Source organism: Geomicrobium sp. JSM 1781026, assembly GCF_041949955.1.
GTDB lineage: Bacteria > Bacillota > Bacilli > Bacillales > Marinococcaceae > Geomicrobium_A.
In genome coordinates, this window is sequence record NZ_JBHFQF010000005.1 from 358,449 (window position 1) to 378,148 (window position 19,700).

Here is a 19,700-nt window from a genome sequence, read left to right on the forward strand (position 1 = left end):
AGGAGTTTCTTTTGGCACTAGCAGAAGAGATGAAACACCTACAACAGGTAACGAATGATGAAGGTGTCCTAACGATTTATCTAAATACAGATTTTGCCAATCAAAACCAACACCGTGGTGAGTGGAAGATTCGCCTGAAAAACGGTAGCAAAAGGTTGGTAGAATATGCGGAGAAGAGTGAGGACAAAGAGCAAGTAAAGCAACTAAAGCGCCTATTAGATGAAGTCGAGACGTACATTCAAGATAAGCAAGCAGAAATGCAACGAAGCTTAGTCATCATCGCATCGGCGGACGGGTCTCTCTGGTCTGCCCACATGCTTCAAGTTCCAGTAGAGAGCGCCTTTCATTGGGAACGTACGCCAGAGCTAACCCAACTGCACGAACTTTACAAACAGTATCCAAAAACTGGAGTCATCGTAACGCAAAAGCGGGACGTGTTACTCATTGATACTGCGTTAGGAGAAGTGCGTGATGAACTGAAGTTTCATTGGAGCTTTGAGACTGATGATTGGGTACAGCGCGATACAGGGCATACGAGTGCGCCTGGCGGAGCGGATACTGCAGCGGATGAATTTGATCGTCGCTTTGAAGAGAATATGCAACGCTGGTACAAGAAGTTAGCCCCGATTTTAACGAAGGAGCTAAAATCCAGAAATTTGGAAGATGCTTATTTTGTTGGATCGAAGGAAATGACAGATGAGCTTACACAGCATATCGATAACAGCAAAATCCGTGGCAAAGTGCAGAAGAACTTAGGGTCGAAGCCGACTCATGAAATTCTTAACACCGTGTACGGAGAATCTTTACGATAATAAAGAGCGAGCAGTCGGGTCACGTATGATCCGGCTGCTCGTTTTTGTTTTTGAGTAATTGTTTTAGTTCCTGTAGCACGGGCATGTTTACATAGTCATCATCTGAGATCGATCTCCACTCAATGCCTGACGGCTTGACTTGTTCGGGCAGATGCAACGCTTTCTCTTCCGTGATGATCCAATCAACGGGCACATCGAACGTTTCACTCGGCAAAGTGTCATCAATGAGTTGTAAGTGATGAATCGTCGTCACAACTGGCACCGGTTTGTTGCCTAGCTCGCGAATGATTCCGTACTCTCGATCAGCAAAACCAGCCCCTTTACCAATACGGTGCCCGTTATGATCAACAGCAACAGAACCCATAAGCATAAGGTCGATGTCAGGCAGTTGGTGCAAAGGAATGACTTCACCATATGCATTAATATGTTTCAAACTAGCCGCTTTTCGCTCATCGCCCGCTGGAACACTGCCTGGTCTGACGATGATAAAGCCGTCTTTTAGGCGAGGTGTGGGGACGAGTAGCGTTTTTTGATCAGCGATGACCCTCGCTCGAATCGGAAGTTGTGGCGAATCAGGGTTCACCTTCACGACGGTGGCTTTTTTGTAAATATCCAGTTGAAATAGCTGCTCTGCCGCTCTTTCTGCCCCTTTAAAGTTTGGGATTCTCCCTTGAAGGGGGAAAGGAAACCGACCAGACTTCGTGCGCGTCAGCTCCTCCCACACGTCTTCTCTAATCTGTTGTTTTTCTTTCAGCTTGCACACCTCCAGGCCCACCTTCGTGAAAATTCATACGGATGGCGTTTAACTGTGCACCGAGTAATATCATAAGACCGGTTAAATAAAACCAAATCATAAGGCCAATAATGGTACCTAAGCTTCCGTAAATAATGCTGTAGTCATTCCACTGGTTATAATAAGAAAATCCTAATGAAGCAGCTTGCCAGCCGACCGTTGCAAATAGCGCACCTGGCCAAGTGTCTCGCCAACTTATGCGTCTGCTCGGCACGATCGTATACAAAATGATGAGAACAATACCGACAATGAGAATACCAATTGACCAACGAGCAAAGGACCAAACAGGTGCAATCCAACTTTCAAATCCTAATGTCGAAAAGATAAATTCCCCAATGGGTTCACCGAATATAGGGAAAAGCAACGAGACAATTAATGCAATGAGCAAGGATAGAACGACGATAATACCAACAGCAACCATTCTTTTTAGAGAGGGGTGGGGAAGTTGATACGCTTTATTCACAGCCCGTATTACAGCGAAGGAGCCGAGCATCGTCAACCAGATTGTTGCTAGTGTACTAATAGAAAGTGTGTTCGTCCGCTGTTGGTCCAATACATCACTAAGAGTAACTGCGATAAAAGAATACAGATTCTCAGGAATGTAAGGAGCGATAAATTGAAACACATCTTCTGTACTCACCGGAAAAAAACTAATCAAACTAAGGATGACGAGCAACAATGGAAAGAAGGCGAGAAGAAAATAGTACGCCATCTGCGCGGCAACATCGAATAACCGTTGCTCCCAAGTCGTGCGGATCATCGTTTTAACAATTCCCATTCATGCCATGCCTCCTTAAGTGTTTTCATTATATGTAGTTTAGGCATATTCTGGCAACGACAAACCCTTATGAACCTTTACCCCATTTGTTTCTAAGTAAATAGACGAGCGGAATGGACAATAACAAACATACCCCTACAACGATGTAGGCATCTTGAACAGCAAGTAACCCAGAGGGGAGATGATCGTTCCCGTTGGCAACATGATGTGCCCTTCGAGCTTCAAAGAGCATGGATAAGAGCACGACACTGATGACTTTCATCATTTGACGGCTTACATTGTTGAGTGCGGTTCCGGCAGGAAGATGACTTGCCGGCAAAGCATTAAGTCCTGCGGTAGTCACGGGAGTGTTTACGAACCCATTCGCAAAGCCATGCAAAATCAGTAAGGCAATGAGAAAAGCTGGTTGCAAGTCTGCCAACGAGTAAGCGATGCCGAAGGTGGCAATACAAATTAAAACGACTCCCGTCATGATGACAGGGTACGGCCCTTTTTTGTCGAGAATTCTGCCACCAATCGTCATTGAGATGCCCATGGATAGCGCTTGTGGAAAGAGAAGCAACCCGGCGTATAATGCAGACAAACCGTAAATGTCTTGAATAAGAATTGGAATGAGCAAAAGTACAGAAAACATGGCGATCGTACTGTTTGCGAGCAGCAATAAACTGGCAGTAAAAATAAAGTTCTTTAAAACACGAATGTCGAGAAGCGGTTCATCGGTACGGAGTTCATGTAACACAAACCCAATCAGGAGTGCAAAACCTAATCCAATCATAAAGTACACAAACCCATTTTGAGTACTTTGCAATGCGTCTACGCCGACGAGCAGTCCAATGATTCCGCCGCTCACGAGCAGAAACCCTAGCCAATCGAAGCTTACACGTTCGGAATCCCCGTCTTTCGTAAGAAAATAGATAGCAAGAACGAGTGACAAGAGGCTCGTCGGAACATTCATTATGTACAGCATTTCCCAAGAAGAGTACTCAAGGATAATTCCACCTACCGTTGGACCGATTGTAGGTGCAATCATAATGGCGACTCCCCAAATCCCCATTGCAAACCCACGTTCATTTTTGGAAAAATGCTTAAATATGAGCATCATTCCAATCGGCATAATCATTCCGCCACCTATGCCTTGAACGAGTCGAAAGCCAATCATACTTGTGAAATCCCATGAAAAGGGTCCAGCAATAGACCCGACGAGAAATACGAGTGTGCCGAGTAAGAATATTTTCTTGGACCCGACTCGTTTTGATAAGTAACCTGTTAGCGGCATCACAAGTGTCATGCCTAGTGCAAAAGCCGTAATGATCCATTGACCCTCTACGGCAGTTAATGTGTAAAGCTGCATAAAGTGGGGGAGGGCTACGTTCATCAGGCTATTATTTAAGACGACAGTAAATCCTGCAAACAAAGCAGCAATTAATACACCCCACTTATTACGATTTGATTGGAGTGGTTGGTTATCGTTGTTTTCACTCATTGTTTTCTCCTCCGATGCTTTAATTCGTTAATCGAAGTATTACGCACAATTATACCAAAACAAGAGAAAACGAGCTATTGGAGTTTTTAGAAATGCGTGGCTACTATATGGTGAACTAAAAAAATTCATTCGCTTTTGATGTTGAAACTGCATCAAATCTCCGTTTTCTTAGAACGGCGCAAGAAATTCTATAACCCCTTTCTGTCACAAAGAAAAACGCACGTCGGCATGAGTCATGCCGACGTGCGTTCAATTTATCTTCGGCACAAGAGGTGCCGATGGTTGCTAGCTCTTGAGGCGCGCCGAAAAGTAGCGTCTCGATTCATAAAGAGATTTTATTTGGATGGTTACTTACAATGGGTAGATTTCCTCTAATTTAAATACGGATTAGGCTGAATCTTACCATTGGTGATCCTATGGTAAGATTTCTAGCTTCTATGGTTAGATTTTCGGCCCGCCCACGCGCGTGACAATGCTATCGAATTTACCTAGAGGAGGGTAGGAGAGGAATTTTTCTCTCCTACGATTTCCGAAAGTTTTAACCACATCGCAAACCGAATTCTAGTCAGCTGAAGATTCGTCGTTTACGCCTTTGAATAATGACCCAGCGATAACGACCACTAGGAGAAGAAATCCAATTGCATAATAAATGCTGCCACGACCTGCGTAGTCAATCAGTATACCCCCAGTAACAGGACCTAGCATACTGCCTAGACTAAATGAGATGGCTATTAGCACATTTCCAGTCGGCAGAAGTTGTTTAGGAACAAGGTCAGCCATATACATGAGACCTAGCGAATAAAAGGAACCTAACAAACCACCGGCAATTAGGAAAGCCAATGTGACTGCTCCTAAGTGCTGCTCATAAAAAGGTATGGACAGGAATATCACCGCGCCTAAAAAAGCGAGTGTAAGTAATACCCGTTTCCTTCCGAGGCGATCACTCACCAAACCAAGTGGAATTTGTGTGACAACCCCACCGATGACGAAGGCGGGCAGCATGAGTGATATCCACTCAATATCGATGTTCATCCGCATTGCATAGATAGGATAACTTCCATGGATCGCAGCTTCCATAAATCCAAATGTTAACGGTGTTAAAAACGCAAACCATGCCCACTTGATGACGAGCCAATACCGGCCCAAAGTTCCAGATTGTTGAGCAGTTTCAATTACATTATCCGGCCATTCGTTTTTAAGTTTTAACATGATTAGCCAAACGATCGCGCAAAAAAGTGCAGCACTAATAAAAGGTAGACGCTCATCAATGGCAAGAACGTGAGTCATGAGAGGCCCACCTGCAAACCCTGCACTAAACGCCAAGCCATAGATCGCAACATTTCGTCCCCGTACCGCTTTACTGCTCGTCGATGTAATCCATACTTGGGTTGAAAAATGCACCATGTTATCGGCAATGCCTATGATTAGCCGTAGAATAAACCAAAGCCAAAAGCTTTGCCAAAGGGGAAAGAGTAAAAGGGTGATGATCACACAGATCAAACCAATCGATATGACCGGTTTATACCCAAACTTTCGAACCGGATGTTCAATGAATGGTGAGGCAATCAGGACACCGATGTATAGTGCAATCGCATTTAACCCATTCATCGCTGAAGAGTACCCTGCATCTTCTAAAAGAATGGCTAAAAGAGGTAAGAGCATGCCTTGGATAAAGCCTGCAACAAATACCATAATAATAAGCATCGTAAATCGAAAAGCAGGTTGATTATTCTGATGATTTTCCATAAGTTGCACCTCGGTTTGAACGAACGTTACTTCGTTATCGTAACGGATTGTAATTAGAAAAGGAAGAGGTGAATTCGTTGTCCGAAGGTGGACTCACTGGTTACAATAGAGTCATGATGAAAGAGGAGGCATTTTCTAATGAAATTCACAATTAAAAACGAAGAAGCATTTGAAACAGACGTTCCCTACGGACCTCTTGTCATATCGGGTGACGATGAGTATGGGTATCGTCCGTACCAGCTGCTCGTCTCAGCAATTGCAGGTTGTAGCATTAGTGTTTACCGTAAGATCTTACGTAAAAGAAGAATTGAGTTCGCTGATCTTATTGTGGAAGCAGACGTAACGAGGAATGAAGAGCCTCCGAATGACGTTCAACAAGTTCACTTGCATTTCACGGTCATAACCGATGATTCGTCTGAGGAACAGTTAGAAAAGCTGATGCATGTTGCCGCAAAAAATTGTCCGATTGTACAATCCGTTACTCCAGCCATTGAGGTAAAAGAAACGATAACGGTACAAAGAAGTAAATAATGTGAGTTTTGCCCCCAGATTGCGATACGCATCTGGGGGCTTTTAACATGGAAAGAAATAAAACATGTTCATGGATAAAACAAAACCACTTCGAAAACAATATAGAGAAATATAGCTTTTTGGAGGGGTATTATGAAACCTTTTCTATGTGCGGCAGTTGGGGTCATCTTAAGTTCATTAGTGATGACACCTCTTGCAAGTGCTGCAGAAGATGTAAAGGACGAGTCGTTTGATAAACCGGAGTACGTATACAGTATTTCAAGAGAGAATACTCACGAAAATATGACGAGAGAGTTGCCATATTTGCAGCCGGCAGAGCTTACGACCCGGCTTCAAGAGACGAGTGATGTGATCATCGATAACCCTTCTCTGATTTCGTTATTGAATGAATCGTCGATTAAAGACTCTAAACTTGCGTTTGGTGTGAATGCTTCAATCTATTTAGGTCCATGGGCGCTCACTTACGAGTCTGATGAAACAACAATGAACTGGGAGTATGACTTAATCAACACGAACGAGTTGGATAATCGCGGTGGAGATACAGTCGGCAAGCTTTCATATACTCAGACAGAAAATAAACTCGTGGAAGGGGAGCTGTCTAGTCCCGTGCCACAGCAAGAAGATGTGCAAAATATGATGAGAATAAAGGCTACTGAAAAAACATCACTACCGCTTTCATTCCATGCTAACATTGGGAACCAAACAACGGCAGGACCAATGTATCAAGTACAACCAGATCAAAAAGGTGTTGTCACAAGTTATGTTCCCGCAGTTCATGATCAGGGCACGGTCACTTACGGAGAAGTATACGTGACCATTAAAGGATCAAAGCCGGCAATTGTCATTAAAAACATTCAAGAACAACAAGTTGATGGCTGGATTCCAGTGAAAGACTATGTGACGTTAAAGTACCATAACGGATAAAACTAAAGGTGACTGGTGCGTTTTGTGAAGTCAACATCGGGATAGTACGCATTTTTAACGAGTACATTTGGGCCGAGACATTTGACAGAAGGGCAATGGCAGGACACGGAATTAGACAAGGCGGTTTGTTGCCAATCAGCAAACGCATCTTCGAGCTTAGTATGTTGGACATTCCCTAATTTCGGTTCATCTCCAAAGTCTGTGACGATAATATCGCCGTCAAAGATATTCACGTTCAAACGATTTCTACCGTCAGGGTCATTTCGGACGGATACATTGTGGCTCTTATTCAATCGCTCAATAAGTGCAACGTCATCTTTATCATCATTGCAAGCATAAAAAGGCAATGTACCAAAAAGCATCCATGTGTTTTCGTTACGATGATCGAGTAAGCGATGAATGCCACTTCGTATTTCAGAGAGTGAAGCAATCGGTAATTTTGAAGCAAAATCACTCGGATACATTGGATGAACCTCGTGTCGCTGACAACCCATGCTTACAATCTGATCGTGAATGGCTTCTAAATGAGGCAGGGTGCGAGCATTCAGCATTGTTTCAGCGGATACAAGTACGCCTCGGTCTGTCAATGCCTTTGCGTTCTCCACCATCCGGTTGAAGAACAGCTTACGCGTAGCGATGCTAGGTGGTTTCTCCATTTCTTGAAAACCTATAGAAATGAAATCATCCACACTGCCGTAGTTATGGGAGATATGTAAAACATCTAAGTAGGGGAGAATCGGTTCATATTGGGCTAACGGCAACGTTAAATTCGAATTGATTTGAGTGCGCACCCCACGCTCACTTGCGTAACGAAGCAGAGGAACAACGTACTCGTCTACCGACTTCTTAGATAACATCGGTTCCCCGCCTGTAATGCTTAATGCACGTAAATCGGGTACTTCTTCAAGTCGACGAAGCAACAAGTCAAGAGGCAATGCTTTAGGGTCACGTTTGCTTAACATATATCCAACTGCGCAATGCTCACAACGCATATTGCATAACGTTGTTGTTGTAAACTCAATGTTCGTTAATGTTGGCCTACCAAATTCAATGCGGTCTTGATACGCTTCCCACGGATCGTTGTCCGGGGTAATGGCGATATTTTTCTGTAATACCATAAAAGACTCCTTTATACGATCTGAACTTCAAACAAAGAAAAAGCAGTTCTATTTTAGCATAGATTTGTGCGGATTGTGACTTCGGTAGAGAGGGTGTTTGTCATGCGGGATAAATGGAGACAAGTGATTCTAGGTGCGTTTGGGTTTGTGATGCTCGCTTCTTCTGTTCACGCAGAAGAATCTTTTGGTTGGAATTTTAACCCTGCAAAAAACAATGAGCCACCATCGACTGAGCCAATGTATGAAAAGTGGCTGGATCAATATAAAGGTTACTACATCGGCAATACAGACGAAAAAGAGTTATATTTAACGTTTGATAATGGGTATGAAAACGGGTTTACTGCACCCATTTTGGATGTGTTGAAAGAGCGCAACGTTCCAGCAGCGTTTTTTGTTACCGGTCATTATGTACAATCTGAACCTGGTCTTATTAAACGTATGGCTAAAGAAGGACATATCGTTGCTAATCATTCGTGGAGTCATCCTCATTTTCCCGACTTGTCGGATGAACAAATTAAAGTTGAGCTCGAGCGTGTCGAAGATGCGTATACGGAGCTTACTGGAAATGCCATGCACTATGTAAGACCACCGAGAGGAACATTTAATGAGCGTACACTTGATGCTGCCTTAAAGTTAGGGTACACACACGTTTTTTGGTCGTTTGCGTACGTAGATTGGAATACAGATGATCAAAAAGGGGAGCAATATGCGTACGATAAAATAATGGACCGCATACACCCTGGTGCGATCGTATTGCTTCATTCTGTATCAGAAGATAATGCCCTTGCACTTGGTCGAGTCATTGATGATCTAAAAGCACAAGGGTATACCTTTAAAAGTTTAGACGATCTAACGGGCAAACGTTCATCATCCCCGTTAATTAATGCGAGAACAAGCGCGTATTTAAACGATCAGCAATCGTTTGTAGCGTCGATAAATCCGTGACATCAAATGCAATATTTTCTTTTGTCCTGACGACGAGCTTACCGTCGTCTTCTTCTTTTCCAAGTGTGAAACTTAAAGACCCTATGTATTCATCACCATCCGTATCAGACGCAATTACGGGTTGCTGGTTTGATACATGAAGAGCAGCGTAATGAATATATTGCACACTTTCTACAAGTGTATCCACCGTGTTTTTTAGTATTTTAGGTTGGTCATTTGTTTTTTCAAGATCAGCGACAATTTTAATCGCTGCCAAGTCTGTAGCAATTGACAAGTGAATCCCTCCAATAATTATGCTGATCTCTATTCTATCAAAGGATGGACGCGTGCTTGGCTAGTAAGTTTAGGAAATGATGTTCAAAAAAAACACTCATATTCAAAAAACGTTCATATATTTCCATATAGTTCGCTCTGCACATCGTGTACACTAGAGAACAGACAGGGTTTAGGAATTTTGTAATTGGGGGATTTTCCAATGGCAACTGTTTTGTTGACCGCTTTTTTTATTGCAGGGGTGTTTACCGCATATACGACGTTTTTAATGTTTGTTACTTGGCCAAAGCGTAAAGAAAATCGCTATAAACACGTGAAGTTCTTCTCTGCGAGTTTCGTTTCTGCAGTCGCTTTTTTCTTTTTGTTCTTCTTTACATCCGACAGTTCTGAATTTATGCCAACTGAAACCATTTATGCTACACCGGATTCGCTTTCAACCGTTGAAGAAAAAGCAACATGGCATATCGTTTCTGAGCTGGGGCAAGTGACCGTCGATAACAATGAAGTGATTCGAGACCTTGATTATGTAACGAACTCAGAAGAAGATTTCACGCAATTATATGCAACGTTAACGACCGAAGATAATGTAACGACAGATCTAATTCGCTCATCAACACTCAATCGATCCGCACGAGTACTTCAAAGGCTTTCTCAAATTGAAGATGTTGATCTCATTCACTTACAATGGGATTTTTATTATGAACCAGAATTCGGGCCTGGAGACTTTGATACGATTGTGAAGATGACCGTTTTTAATGAGCATTTACAAAGTCTAGAATGGGAAGATGTCGGCGACCTTGATGTTGAAGAGATCGCATCTGACTACTGGGAGAAACCAGAGCTGAGCGAGACTTCAACGAATGATTAGTTTAAGAGTATAGAAAAACATGGCTGTCTCAAAAGCCTCTAAAGTAAAATCGGAGTACAGATCGTTTATGATCTGTACTCCGATTTTTGTATGTATGTTCTTTCGGTATATCGTTTTAACGAACAAGGCATTGTAGGGCATTTCGACTGATGGGAACGAAAGGAAGTGCCTTCTGTAGGAGGAGTGCCAGGATAAGACCTCGCAAGTCATAAAATCTATATCCAATGAACAAAGGAAATTCATTGTATGCAAGAATGTAGAGATTCCATCGTGATCTCATACGAATGGATCGTTATGACAAAAGCGGAATCACTCCAATGGTGTTTACATTGGATGGGGCAGGGCATGGTTAGTAATGTGCGCTCTAGTTTGCTCTTTTTAGCAATTTTAGCGCTCATTTAGCAAAACTTGCGCGCAGATTGGACTAAACTCAACACCTTACGACCGATCGGCCCCAGCGGGGCCGAACCGAAATCGGTCTCGATTCGGCGCGACTCGCGCCGACACAATTTTAGGTTTTCAAATCAAGGTTCGGGGCAGGTAGTGCGACTCAATCTTCATGGTGTTATGGGGACGAATGTGAGTATCGTTTTGGAACTATATAGAATGAACTAAACACTTTCTTGACAAGCACTGTTTGGTATTGGGTTGGAGGGGGAGCGTGGTGCTCTTTTGCACAGTTTGTTCCAACTTGGGCGCAGATTCTAGGCTAAATGCCAACGACACGTCGGCCCCGCCGGGGTCGAAACGAAACCGAACTCGGTTCAGCGCGGCTCGCGCCGACGTCTTGTTAGGTTTTTGGCTTGGAAATGCAAAAAATGGTTCTCTGAAGCCGCTGCCGCAGGGGATGGCGGCACATGCGGGCACGACGAACACCCGTTCTGCGCGCAAGTTTCTCCCATCTGCGCTCAAGTTTGCGCTTTTGAGCGATTTTAGCACCGATTTCGCTAAACTTGCGCGCAGTTTGTTCCAACTTGGGCGCAGATTCCAGGCTGGAGTGCCAACGACACGTCGATCCCGCCGGGGCCGAAGCCAAATCGGACTCGGTTCGGCGTGGGGATGTACACATGACCTTATGATCTGTTACCGAGTTTGCGCATTCTGTTCCCTAGTTTATGAGAATAGACCGCTTTTCCTGCGATCTGCCCCAACTTGAGAACAGTTGGGTCCCAACTCGAGCACAGTTTCCATTTCACCAAGCTTACCATTGGTTCTTAAAGAAATTCTTTTGTTCAACTTATATAGATTGCTGTTCATTTTCTTTAAAGTGCTGAATCTACTTCCATTAACGGATGTTTGGAACTAGATGCCGATCGATTGGAATCAGAAAGAAGCAAAACGGTCACATATGAGTGAATCTGATTCCAATCGATAATCTTTGGAACTAGGTGGCCCATTCCGCACGGGGATTCAATCAACTTGCGCGATGCGAATGTGGAAAACCCCAGCATAAAACCGTTGATTGGCCGCCTTTTTACCTCAGATGTCGTACTTGTACTATGGAGTGTAAAGAAAACACGGTGGCAGATGCTTCGCCACCGATGTTGCCCTTGTAGTCTGGACTGTAAAATAGACACAGCGAGCACAAGTGGAGGTTGTGAGAGGTGATGACGCACTTATGCTCTGGAGTGCATAGTAAACACGGTGGGCGTTTTTTGACCACCGATGTTGCACTTATGCTCTGGAGTACAAGCATCCACCTGCAGTGGAAATCAATAAAACACACTGGTTTTAGCTATCCAGAAAGCTGTAACTGATCAAAGTTGCGAAATTCATTCATAAAAAAAGGCTGTCTCAAGGTCTGTGCTAAGACCTTGGGACAACCCCCTTTTTTATAGCAATACTTATTCGTCTAAATCAGCTGGGTAGACTCCATTTTCATCATGAATCTCACGACCACTAAGTGGGGGATTAAATACACATACCATTCTTGCGTCTTCAATACCGCGTAGTAAATGCTCATCATGCTCGTCCAAAGCATAAAGTGTGCCCGCTTTGATCGTATGCACTTTGTTGTCGCTTAACGTGACAACTTCTGCGTGACCTTCAATGCAATAAACGGCTTCTAAATGGTTTTGGTACCAAATGTGTGTTTCTGTACCTGCGCGAATAATCGTGTCATTTACAGAGTAGCCCATGCCATCTTTTTTCGAGATGAGACGACGACTTACCCAGTTCCCACCTTCAACTTCTTTATCTGTACCTAGAATATCTTCTAACTTAACAACTTTCATGTTGAGTCCTCCTTGACTTGGTTAAATAACGATTTAAGAAATGAAAAAGAAAGAGGAGGTCATCTCCTCTTTCTTGAGTAGATGGAGTTACGCCAAAGCTTTCTCAATGGCGACATCTAGTTTGTCGAGCCCTTTTTGAAGCCCCTCTTTATCAATGGTTAACGGTGGGAACAGCTTAAATACTTCATCATTAGGTCCAGCCGTCTCCATAATTAAGCCCTCTTCAAAAGCCTTTTCGGCAACTTTGGAAGCGAGGTCTGGAATGTCCGTTCGAATTCCTTGGATAAACCCTCGACCTTTTAGCTTACCTTCAAGTGCAGGGTATTTCTCTATCATCGTGCTTAAGAAGTCTGTAATCATCGCAGATTTCTCTTTTATTCCTTGTTCAAACGCTGGATCTTTCCAGTAGTCTAGCGCTGCTGTTGCGGTAACGAAGGCTAAGTTGTTCCCTCTAAATGTACCGTTGTGCTCACCTGGTGCCCATTTGTCTAGTTCAGGGCGGAAGAGGGTGAGTGCTAGAGGTAGACCGTACCCTCCAATTGATTTGGAAAGACAAACAATGTCAGGTTTAATGCCTGCCGGCTCGAAGCTAAAGAATGAGCCCGCTCGACCGACACCCGCTTGAATGTCGTCGACAATGAGAAGCGCACCGATGTCTTTTGCGACTTTCTCAATTTCTTGGAGCCATTCGATGCTGGCCGCATTAAGTCCACCTTCACCTTGAACGGTCTCTAAGATAAGTGCAGCTGGCGCGTCTACGCCACTCCCATTCGTATCGAGGAAACGACGAATGTATTTTATTTGCGTTTCAACTGGCTCATCCACATAACGGTCATATGGCATGACGGTTGCGTTAGATAATGGAACGCCTGCGCCTTTACGCTTGAAGTCATTTGACGTTACGGCAAGAGAGCCGAGTGTCATGCCGTGGAAGCCATTTGTAAAACTGACGACGTTTGTTCGTCCCGTAATCTTTCTTGCGAGCTTAAGGGCACTCTCGACGGCGTTCGTGCCCGTAGGTCCAGGAAACATCACTTTATAAGAGAGGTCTCTAGGCGCTAGAATCGAAGATTGGAAAGTCTGTAAAAATTCACGCTTTGCTTTAGAAGCCATATCGAGGGAATGACTAATTCCATCTTCTTGAATATATTGAATCAATTTCTCTTTCATATAGTCATCGTTATGACCGTAGTTCAATGCACCTGCACCTGAGAAGAAATCAATATATTCTTTGTTATCTTCGTTGTATAGTTTGTAGCCTTTTGCTTTGTGAAATACAGTTGGAAAACTTCTGCTGTAACTTCTAACCTCAGATTCTAGTTCTTCAAATACATTCATGGTGTTTGTTGTCATTACAGGTGTGATCCCCTTTCAGTTATACAAATATTATTTATCGCGCAAAATCGGACCAATTTTGAAGGAAAGCTCTGCTTCATGTTGGTCTCCCGGGAACAAGTCTTCGGAGAAGCATTCCGACACGTGACAAGCTGTGTCGTTCTTTCTCGCTAATCGCCGGAACAGCTTTTGCGAAGCGTCGTTCGATGGGGTTACAGTTGCTTCAAGATATTGAACTTCTGAGCATGCTGTACGTTCAAGCATTTCATTAAGCATTCTAGATGCGAGGCCACGACCACGTTGAGAACCATCAACGCCGACTTGCCAAACAAATACTGTATCTTGACGTTCAGGCAATATAAAGCCTGTAACAAATCCTACAAGTTCATCATTTTCTTTAACGACCACACATGTTTCAGAGAAGTATTCAGCCATCATCAGATACTTATAAGAAGAATTCAAATCCAACCCTAACTTCTTAGCCAATTCCCACATGCGTGCGCCATCTTCTACTGTTGGTTTAGAAAAAACCAGGGCTTCTTTCTCCGTAATTGGAGTTACAGCCATATTCTATCATCACCTTCTAATTTAATTTACCTACCTGCTCTTCCATAACCGTTATCTGCGTCGTTTAAACCACTTTTTAGAAAAGAATTACGGAAAAGTACTGTTAGATACGTATCAAATTGCCTACGTTATAATGATAAGTATGTTCTGATAAAAGATCAAACGGCTTTAAATGTGCTGAGAAGCGATTAATTCCGTTTAAGCGTAATCGCGTGCTCTCGCTTCATGGTTCAATACGTATTGCTACCGATTCGAACAGAATGCTCATATGTATAATAAGATTATGACAAAATGCATCAGCAAGTTGCTGTGAAAGGCGGATCTTGCCAGATGTTGTGGTGCTGATCACCGTTTTGGAGGCGATTGAAGAGTGTGGGAAGGTATATATCCGCATTTCATCCTTGTTAAGTCTCGATCTACGATGTAGCTATTTATGAAATGCTTATCAGTGTTGTTTGAGGTAAAGGAGGGTGTAGTGTAAGCCAAGTGTTTAGGAACGGTTTGTATTCATAAGAATTCGGCATGGAATGTTGGTACACTATCCGGATACCCAAGACTTAATAGTGAAGCAAAACGATAATGAACTTTTAAGATTAGCGTTTTCATTTAGGGGGCGTGCCTTCCCTGAATCAAATGAGAAGGTGCCTAGAAGTCCGAGCTTTAGGCACCTTTTTGGTCTACTTGAAAATATCACCTAATGCGCTCTCTAGCGTTGGGTAATGGTATGTGTAGCCGAATTGTTCTGTTTGTGTCGGTACGACACGTTGCCCTTTAACGACAAGGTCACTCATTTCTCCGAGCATTAATCGCAACATAAATCCAGGAACCGGTAACCAGTGAGGGCGTTTTAACACTGTTCCCATTGTTTTCCCGAAATCTTTCATTTGCATTGGCTCTGGGGCGGTAAGGTTCATGACTCCCCGGCACTGTTCGTTCAGAAGTGCATACAAAATCATTTCTGCAGCATCTTCATGGTGTACCCAAGAATACCACTGCTTTCCATTCCCAATTGGCCCCCCAAAACCTAAACGATAAGGAAGCATCATCTTCGGCAGTGCACCGGTAGATTTGTCTAAGATAAGCCCCATTCGACCAATAACTAGCCTCGTAAGGTCATCTGCTTTTTGGGCTTCTTTCTCCCATTCCATACAAACTTCTTGGAGGAAATAAGGTTCCGCGGGTCTGCTTGATTCATCAAAAGTCTTTGTTTCCGAGATGCCATAATAACCTATGGCTGACGTGCTAAAAAACACCGAAGGAGCTTTCGGCAAGGATTTCATAATTCGTACGCACTCACGAGTAGCGTCAATACGGCTGTTAAGAATAGCCTTTTTATGATCCCTTGTCCACGCTTTGCTAATTGAAGCCCCAGCAAGATTTACAATCGCATCTACGTTCTCCAACGACTTTTCAGGGTGAGAGCCGTCTAACCAGTTCACATATTGAACGGATGGTTCGTTCTGTTTGTTTTTACTGTTTCTTGTTAAAATGGTTACAGTATGTCCTTTTTCGGTTAGTTTTCTCGTGAGGATTGATCCGGCCAGCCCGGTTCCTCCGCTTATGACTACGTGCAAAATGCTCAACCTCCCATATGTTAAAACGTTACGAATCGTTATATGTCCCTTTACCCTTCATAGCTTCTACTCTAATCTCAAAAAGGAGAAGAAATGAAAATAACAAAGATTTCCATCCAAAAAAACAATAAAGAACGCTATAATGTTTTCGGCTCTCTTAACGGACAACAAGAGCAGTTTGTTTTTGGGGTTCACGAATCTGTACTTATTAAGCATCGGCTTCAAAAAGGGACGACACTTACAGATGGACAGATGAAAGAAATTCAAGAAGAAGATCAACTAGCATTAGCTAAGTCGTATGCTTTATCTTACGTAAGCCGAAAAATGCGTACGGAAACAGAAGTTGAAAACGTTTTGGTTGATCAAGAAGTACCCATGCAAATGATTGGAGAAGCGATCGCCTATATGAAGGAACGCGGGTATATTAACGATGAAGAATATGCCCGTTCATATGTGAACTATACGATGAGTACAACCCATAAAGGACCGAATCGGATTAAGATGTATCTCCAAGATAAAGGCGTGAAAGACCAATGGATTCAACGTGCGTTGGAAATTTATACGTACGATCAACAGCTTGAGACAGCTCGTGCAGTCGTAAATAAAAATGACCGAGTTGATCGTGATAGTATACAAATGCGTAAGAAGAAGCATACCGATCGGCTATCGAGGCAAGGGTTCACATTTGATGTTATTCAAGAAGCACTCGCTCAATTTGACTGGGACAGAAGCGACGAAACAGTGGCATTAGAGAAGATTGCCGAGAAACAGTTAAGAAAGTTACAACGTAAGTACGAAGGACGAGAATTGGAGCAAAGATTTACTCAACAGATGATGCAGCGAGGATTTCAATATCAAGAGATTCAAGCGTATCTAAATAAACAAACCGATATGGAGGAATAGTCATGGAGCAAAGATATGGAGATATGACCCGTCAAGAATTATTAAGGGAAGTGGCAGATTTAAATGAACGCGCCCAAAAAGCAGAACAAAAAGGAATGGTTAGTGAATTTGCCGTCCATGCGAGAAAGAAACTAATCGCACAATCTTATTTGTTAGATAAAAAGCAATATGTACCGGGACAACGTTACCGGATTGAAGGAGAAGAAGAGAGTCGTTTATTAATTTCGTATTTAAAAGGGGTTTTTGCGTGGGGGTACCGTGATGGAGAAACAGAAATGACAGCGATTCCCATCTCTTTGTTAATACGAAACGAAACGTGAGTGGCACTTGGCCACTCACGTTACATTAATTAATTCTGCTTTCTTTTGATTCTTTCTCGTTGATTGTTGCAGCTTGTTCTCAAGTTTATTCTGGTTGTAAATCCATCCAGTAAATGAGCCAAGTATTTTTAGTTGTTCATTTAATCTTACAACCGTGACGAATGGATAATACCCGCCTGAACGATAGCGAAGGTCTGTGAATTCGACTTCATACCCGTAAGGCTTTTCTTTCACATTCCAGCGATAAGCTGGGGAGAAACTTAGAAAAGCGATGAGGTTTTTGTCCTTCAATGCGGCAACGAGAACACGATCTTGAGGGATCGGTTCAAAAGGATAACTTTCTAAATAACGGATATTGCGGTTTTTGTACGTAGCAACATGCAGATGATTTCTCGTACGAATGACCAAGTGATACTCGGACCAACGAATGGTCGGGGAGATAAACACGTGGCTCGCATGTGGGTGACGTTTCCGTGCTGTTCGTACAATGCGGTTTCGGACATGAATTCTCCACATGTAATATATGACAAGTACCGCATAAATGATTAAGAATGTTATGCCTGGGTGAGCGCCAAACATCCACAGTATAATTCCTAGCAAATGGGCGCCGAATAAAAATGGATCGAAAATATTAATGGCACCTAATGCAATCCACTTATTCTTAATTGGAGCGAGTGCTTTCGTACCATAAGCGTTAAAGATGTCAACAAAAACGTGAACACCTACAGCAATGAGCGTCCAAGTCCAAAGATGAAGCAGATTGGCAGCGGGTACAAAAGTAAATATCACAACCGAGATCAAAACCGACCACAATAAAACTGCAGGCAAGGAGTGGGTAGCCCCACGATGGTTTTTTATATAGGTTGCGTTGTTTTTCATCTTTAAGACGGTATCTAAATCAGGTGCTTGAGAGCCGAGCATAATGCCGACAACGGCAGCTCCAAATGTCACTTGATCTTGTGCAACGACTGGGTCAAGCGTGGCAAGTCCGCAAAGTCCGACTCCCATGACCACGTGCGTAGCTGAGTCCATACTCGGCATTTCCTCCTTTTGAAAGCCATTATAATATTTTACACTAGCAAAAAAACTGAAAACCGTAAACTATCATTCAGGAGTGTTTTCAAACGATGAAACAAAATGTAAGTGTATTTATTGAATACAAAGTCGTGAACCGCCCGGAGCAATACGAAATACTGATGCAAGAGATATCTAAAGAACTACTAACGGCATATGACGCGAGTCATCATCGTTGGTTTCAAGCAGTTGACCAGCCAGGTTTATACGTGGAGTGGTTAGAAGTGGGGAACAAAGCGACTTATGAGAGGATAAAAAGCGAACGTAGAGACCGTGATCATCCTGTATTTGGTCAACTTGCCGCCCACATACACAAACCATTAGAAACGATAAACTGTTGGGCTTTTAATGAAATGAGGCTTTAGAATGAATGAATTTAATGTTGGAGCATTTAACGACGCATTGCTATCATGGTATGAAGGAGAGAAGCGCACGTTACCGTGGCGTGAAGGAAGAGACCCGTATCATATTTGGGTGTCGGAAATCATGTTGCAGCAGACGCGCGTCGATACTGTCATTCCTTACTACGAGAACTTCATCTCTAAATTCCCAACCGTGACGGAACTTGCTAATGCTGATGAAGAAGATGTACTCAAAGCTTGGGAAGGGCTCGGTTATTATTCTCGAGTGAAAAATTTACAGTCAGCAGTGCGTGAAGTCCATGCAAACTACGGCGGAGTTGTTCCAAACGATCCTGATGAGTTTGAGCAACTCAAAGGCGTAGGCCCTTATACGAAAGGGGCTGTCATGAGTATCGCTTATGATTTAAAAGTGGCTGCAGTTGATGGAAATGTGATGCGCGTGCTCGCTCGTGTATTTGATATACATGAGGACATCAGTAAACAAAAAACACGTAAGAAATTTGAAGAAATCGTTCAGCAAATGTTAGAAACAGCGCCGCCTGCAGACTTTAATCAAGCATTAATGGAATTAGGAGCACTCGTATGCAAACCGAGAAACCCTGATTGTACAGTGTGCCCAGTAGCAACCGAGTGCCGAGCTCTTCAAACAGGAACGGTTTATGAACTTCCAGTAAAAGCGAAAAAAGCGAAGCCACGGCAATCCGGTATTCATAGTGCGATTCTTGTTGACGAGAACGATCGAGTGTTAATTGAAAAACGACCGTCTACAGGGTTGCTCGCCGATTTATGGCAGTTCCCGTCTGTTGAGGAAGAAAAATCGTTATCCGCTTTTTTAGAAGAGCGTTACGGATTAAAACCACAACTGCAAAAAGAGGAAGAAACGTTTCGACACGTGTTCTCACACCTCATCTGGACGGTTACTCCTTTTACTGGTTATATAGATGAAAGAGATATAGCCGACAGTTCCAAAGAGACAATGTGGGTACACAAAGACGAACTACATCGGTATAGCTTTCCAGTCGTGCACCAAAAAATCAAAAAGCATTTCGTTGGTGTATAA

The 19,700-nt window shown here is 43.1% G+C and carries 20 protein-coding genes; 9 read left to right on the forward strand and 11 right to left on the reverse strand.

The window, feature by feature from the left end; all coding sequences use genetic code 11:
* Positions 1–11 precede the first annotated feature (11 nt).
* A complete protein-coding gene (locus ACE1TF_RS11535) occupies positions 12–812 on the forward strand; it encodes a VLRF1 family aeRF1-type release factor (protein ID WP_375016845.1) in 801 nt (266 codons plus the stop codon).
* 19 nt (positions 813–831) lie between these two features.
* Here ACE1TF_RS11535 and ACE1TF_RS11540 read toward each other — a convergent pair whose 3' ends face one another.
* From ACE1TF_RS11540 to ACE1TF_RS11555, 4 genes are all read right to left on the reverse strand, one after another.
* On the reverse strand, positions 832–1,575 hold the full coding sequence (locus ACE1TF_RS11540; RefSeq protein ID WP_375016847.1) for a 5-formyltetrahydrofolate cyclo-ligase: 744 nt from the start codon (positions 1,573–1,575) through the stop codon (positions 832–834).
* Positions 1,544–2,383 carry a YihY/virulence factor BrkB family protein gene (locus ACE1TF_RS11545; protein ID WP_042428573.1) on the reverse strand — a complete coding sequence of 280 codons (840 nt, stop codon included), beginning with the start codon at positions 2,381–2,383 and terminating at the stop codon, positions 1,544–1,546. Before ACE1TF_RS11545 ends, ACE1TF_RS11540 begins: the two co-directional genes overlap by 32 nt.
* Before the next feature lie 67 nt (positions 2,384–2,450).
* Positions 2,451–3,866, reverse strand: coding sequence for an MDR family MFS transporter (locus ACE1TF_RS11550; protein ID WP_375016850.1), 1,416 nt, complete (start codon positions 3,864–3,866; stop codon positions 2,451–2,453).
* Between the two features lie 561 nt (positions 3,867–4,427).
* Positions 4,428–5,612 (reverse strand): MFS transporter, encoded by a 1,185-nt coding sequence (locus ACE1TF_RS11555; RefSeq protein WP_375016852.1) that lies wholly within the window; start codon positions 5,610–5,612, stop codon positions 4,428–4,430.
* A 138-nt stretch (positions 5,613–5,750) separates the two neighbouring features.
* Between ACE1TF_RS11555 and ACE1TF_RS11560 the strand changes: the two genes are divergently transcribed.
* Positions 5,751–6,143, forward strand: coding sequence for an OsmC family protein (locus ACE1TF_RS11560; RefSeq protein ID WP_375016854.1), 393 nt, complete (start codon positions 5,751–5,753; stop codon positions 6,141–6,143).
* Positions 6,144–6,275: 132 nt separating this feature from the next.
* The gene (locus tag ACE1TF_RS11565; protein ID WP_375016856.1) at positions 6,276–7,067 is read left to right on the forward strand and encodes a YfkD family protein; all 792 of its coding nucleotides are present in this window, start codon (positions 6,276–6,278) and stop codon (positions 7,065–7,067) included.
* Positions 7,068–7,069: 2 nt separating this feature from the next.
* Here the strand turns inward: ACE1TF_RS11565 and yfkAB are convergent, their stop codons facing one another.
* Positions 7,070–8,185 (reverse strand): radical SAM/CxCxxxxC motif protein YfkAB, encoded by a 1,116-nt coding sequence (gene yfkAB, locus ACE1TF_RS11570; protein ID WP_375016858.1) that lies wholly within the window; start codon positions 8,183–8,185, stop codon positions 7,070–7,072.
* A gap of 102 nt (positions 8,186–8,287) precedes the next feature.
* On the opposite strand from yfkAB, the gene pdaA reads away from it, so the two are divergent.
* Positions 8,288–9,130: a delta-lactam-biosynthetic de-N-acetylase gene (pdaA, locus tag ACE1TF_RS11575; RefSeq protein WP_375016860.1), complete on the forward strand. Its 843-nt coding sequence runs from the start codon at positions 8,288–8,290 to the stop codon at positions 9,128–9,130.
* On the opposite strand, the gene ACE1TF_RS11580 is transcribed toward pdaA, so the two are convergent.
* Positions 9,066–9,404, reverse strand: a complete 339-nt coding sequence (locus ACE1TF_RS11580; protein WP_375016862.1) for a GAF domain-containing protein — start codon at positions 9,402–9,404, stop codon at positions 9,066–9,068. The genes pdaA and ACE1TF_RS11580 overlap by 65 nt on opposite strands.
* A gap of 201 nt (positions 9,405–9,605) precedes the next feature.
* Between ACE1TF_RS11580 and ACE1TF_RS11585 the strand changes: the two genes are divergently transcribed.
* Positions 9,606–10,271 (forward strand): hypothetical protein, encoded by a 666-nt coding sequence (locus tag ACE1TF_RS11585; RefSeq protein WP_375016864.1) that lies wholly within the window; start codon positions 9,606–9,608, stop codon positions 10,269–10,271.
* Between the two features lie 1,844 nt (positions 10,272–12,115).
* Here ACE1TF_RS11585 and ACE1TF_RS11590 read toward each other — a convergent pair.
* The 4 genes from ACE1TF_RS11590 to ACE1TF_RS11605 all read right to left on the reverse strand — a co-directional run bounded on the left by ACE1TF_RS11590 (position 12,116) and on the right by ACE1TF_RS11605 (position 15,981).
* Positions 12,116–12,505 (reverse strand): ectoine synthase, encoded by a 390-nt coding sequence (locus ACE1TF_RS11590; RefSeq protein ID WP_042404076.1) that lies wholly within the window; start codon positions 12,503–12,505, stop codon positions 12,116–12,118.
* Between the two features lie 87 nt (positions 12,506–12,592).
* Positions 12,593–13,858, reverse strand: a complete 1,266-nt coding sequence (gene ectB / locus ACE1TF_RS11595) for a diaminobutyrate--2-oxoglutarate transaminase (protein ID WP_042404078.1) — start codon at positions 13,856–13,858, stop codon at positions 12,593–12,595.
* 33 nt (positions 13,859–13,891) lie between these two features.
* Complete coding sequence (gene ectA / locus ACE1TF_RS11600; RefSeq protein WP_375016867.1) at positions 13,892–14,407, reverse strand: diaminobutyrate acetyltransferase; 516 nt, start codon at positions 14,405–14,407, stop codon at positions 13,892–13,894.
* 677 nt (positions 14,408–15,084) lie between these two features.
* Positions 15,085–15,981: a TIGR01777 family oxidoreductase gene (locus ACE1TF_RS11605; RefSeq protein ID WP_375016869.1), complete on the reverse strand. Its 897-nt coding sequence runs from the start codon at positions 15,979–15,981 to the stop codon at positions 15,085–15,087.
* 93 nt (positions 15,982–16,074) lie between these two features.
* Between ACE1TF_RS11605 and ACE1TF_RS11610 the strand changes: the two genes are divergently transcribed.
* Both ACE1TF_RS11610 and ACE1TF_RS11615 read left to right on the forward strand, forming a co-directional pair.
* Positions 16,075–16,884 (forward strand): RecX family transcriptional regulator, encoded by an 810-nt coding sequence (locus ACE1TF_RS11610; RefSeq protein WP_375016871.1) that lies wholly within the window; start codon positions 16,075–16,077, stop codon positions 16,882–16,884.
* Positions 16,885–16,886: 2 nt separating this feature from the next.
* Complete coding sequence (locus ACE1TF_RS11615) at positions 16,887–17,204, forward strand: YfhH family protein (protein ID WP_042404092.1); 318 nt, start codon at positions 16,887–16,889, stop codon at positions 17,202–17,204.
* Positions 17,205–17,219: 15 nt separating this feature from the next.
* Here ACE1TF_RS11615 and ACE1TF_RS11620 read toward each other — a convergent pair whose 3' ends face one another.
* Positions 17,220–18,236 (reverse strand): metal-dependent hydrolase, encoded by a 1,017-nt coding sequence (locus ACE1TF_RS11620; protein WP_375016873.1) that lies wholly within the window; start codon positions 18,234–18,236, stop codon positions 17,220–17,222.
* A 95-nt stretch (positions 18,237–18,331) separates the two neighbouring features.
* Between ACE1TF_RS11620 and ACE1TF_RS11625 the strand changes: the two genes are divergently transcribed.
* Entirely contained in the window at positions 18,332–18,643 is a 312-nt protein-coding gene (locus ACE1TF_RS11625) for a hypothetical protein (protein ID WP_375016875.1), read from the forward strand.
* Position 18,644: 1 nt separating this feature from the next.
* Positions 18,645–19,700, forward strand: a complete 1,056-nt coding sequence (gene mutY, locus ACE1TF_RS11630) for an A/G-specific adenine glycosylase (protein WP_238544832.1) — start codon at positions 18,645–18,647, stop codon at positions 19,698–19,700.

Excerpts from the sequence above, each read along its gene's own strand:
- ACE1TF_RS11615 (WP_042404092.1), top strand. The coding sequence starts at position 16,887 with ATGGAGCAAAGATATGGAGATATGACCCGTCAAGAATTATTAAGGGAA.
- mutY (WP_238544832.1), top strand. The coding sequence starts at position 18,645 with ATGAATGAATTTAATGTTGGAGCATTTAACGACGCATTGCTATCATGG.
- ACE1TF_RS11590 (WP_042404076.1), bottom strand. The coding sequence starts at position 12,505 with ATGAAAGTTGTTAAGTTAGAAGATATTCTAGGTACAGATAAAGAAGTT.
- ectA (WP_375016867.1), bottom strand. The coding sequence starts at position 14,407 with ATGGCTGTAACTCCAATTACGGAGAAAGAAGCCCTGGTTTTTTCTAAA.
- ectB (WP_042404078.1), bottom strand. The coding sequence starts at position 13,858 with ATGACAACAAACACCATGAATGTATTTGAAGAACTAGAATCTGAGGTT.
- ACE1TF_RS11545 (WP_042428573.1), bottom strand. The coding sequence starts at position 2,383 with ATGGGAATTGTTAAAACGATGATCCGCACGACTTGGGAGCAACGGTTA.
- ACE1TF_RS11560 (WP_375016854.1), top strand. The coding sequence starts at position 5,751 with ATGAAATTCACAATTAAAAACGAAGAAGCATTTGAAACAGACGTTCCC.
- ACE1TF_RS11555 (WP_375016852.1), bottom strand. The coding sequence starts at position 5,612 with ATGGAAAATCATCAGAATAATCAACCTGCTTTTCGATTTACGATGCTT.
- ACE1TF_RS11565 (WP_375016856.1), top strand. The coding sequence starts at position 6,276 with ATGAAACCTTTTCTATGTGCGGCAGTTGGGGTCATCTTAAGTTCATTA.
- pdaA (WP_375016860.1), top strand. The coding sequence starts at position 8,288 with ATGCGGGATAAATGGAGACAAGTGATTCTAGGTGCGTTTGGGTTTGTG.
- ACE1TF_RS11620 (WP_375016873.1), bottom strand. The coding sequence starts at position 18,236 with ATGGACTCAGCTACGCACGTGGTCATGGGAGTCGGACTTTGCGGACTT.
- yfkAB (WP_375016858.1), bottom strand. The coding sequence starts at position 8,185 with ATGGTATTACAGAAAAATATCGCCATTACCCCGGACAACGATCCGTGG.
- ACE1TF_RS11610 (WP_375016871.1), top strand. The coding sequence starts at position 16,075 with ATGAAAATAACAAAGATTTCCATCCAAAAAAACAATAAAGAACGCTAT.
- ACE1TF_RS11585 (WP_375016864.1), top strand. The coding sequence starts at position 9,606 with ATGGCAACTGTTTTGTTGACCGCTTTTTTTATTGCAGGGGTGTTTACC.
- ACE1TF_RS11550 (WP_375016850.1), bottom strand. The coding sequence starts at position 3,866 with ATGAGTGAAAACAACGATAACCAACCACTCCAATCAAATCGTAATAAG.
- ACE1TF_RS11625 (WP_375016875.1), top strand. The coding sequence starts at position 18,332 with ATGAAACAAAATGTAAGTGTATTTATTGAATACAAAGTCGTGAACCGC.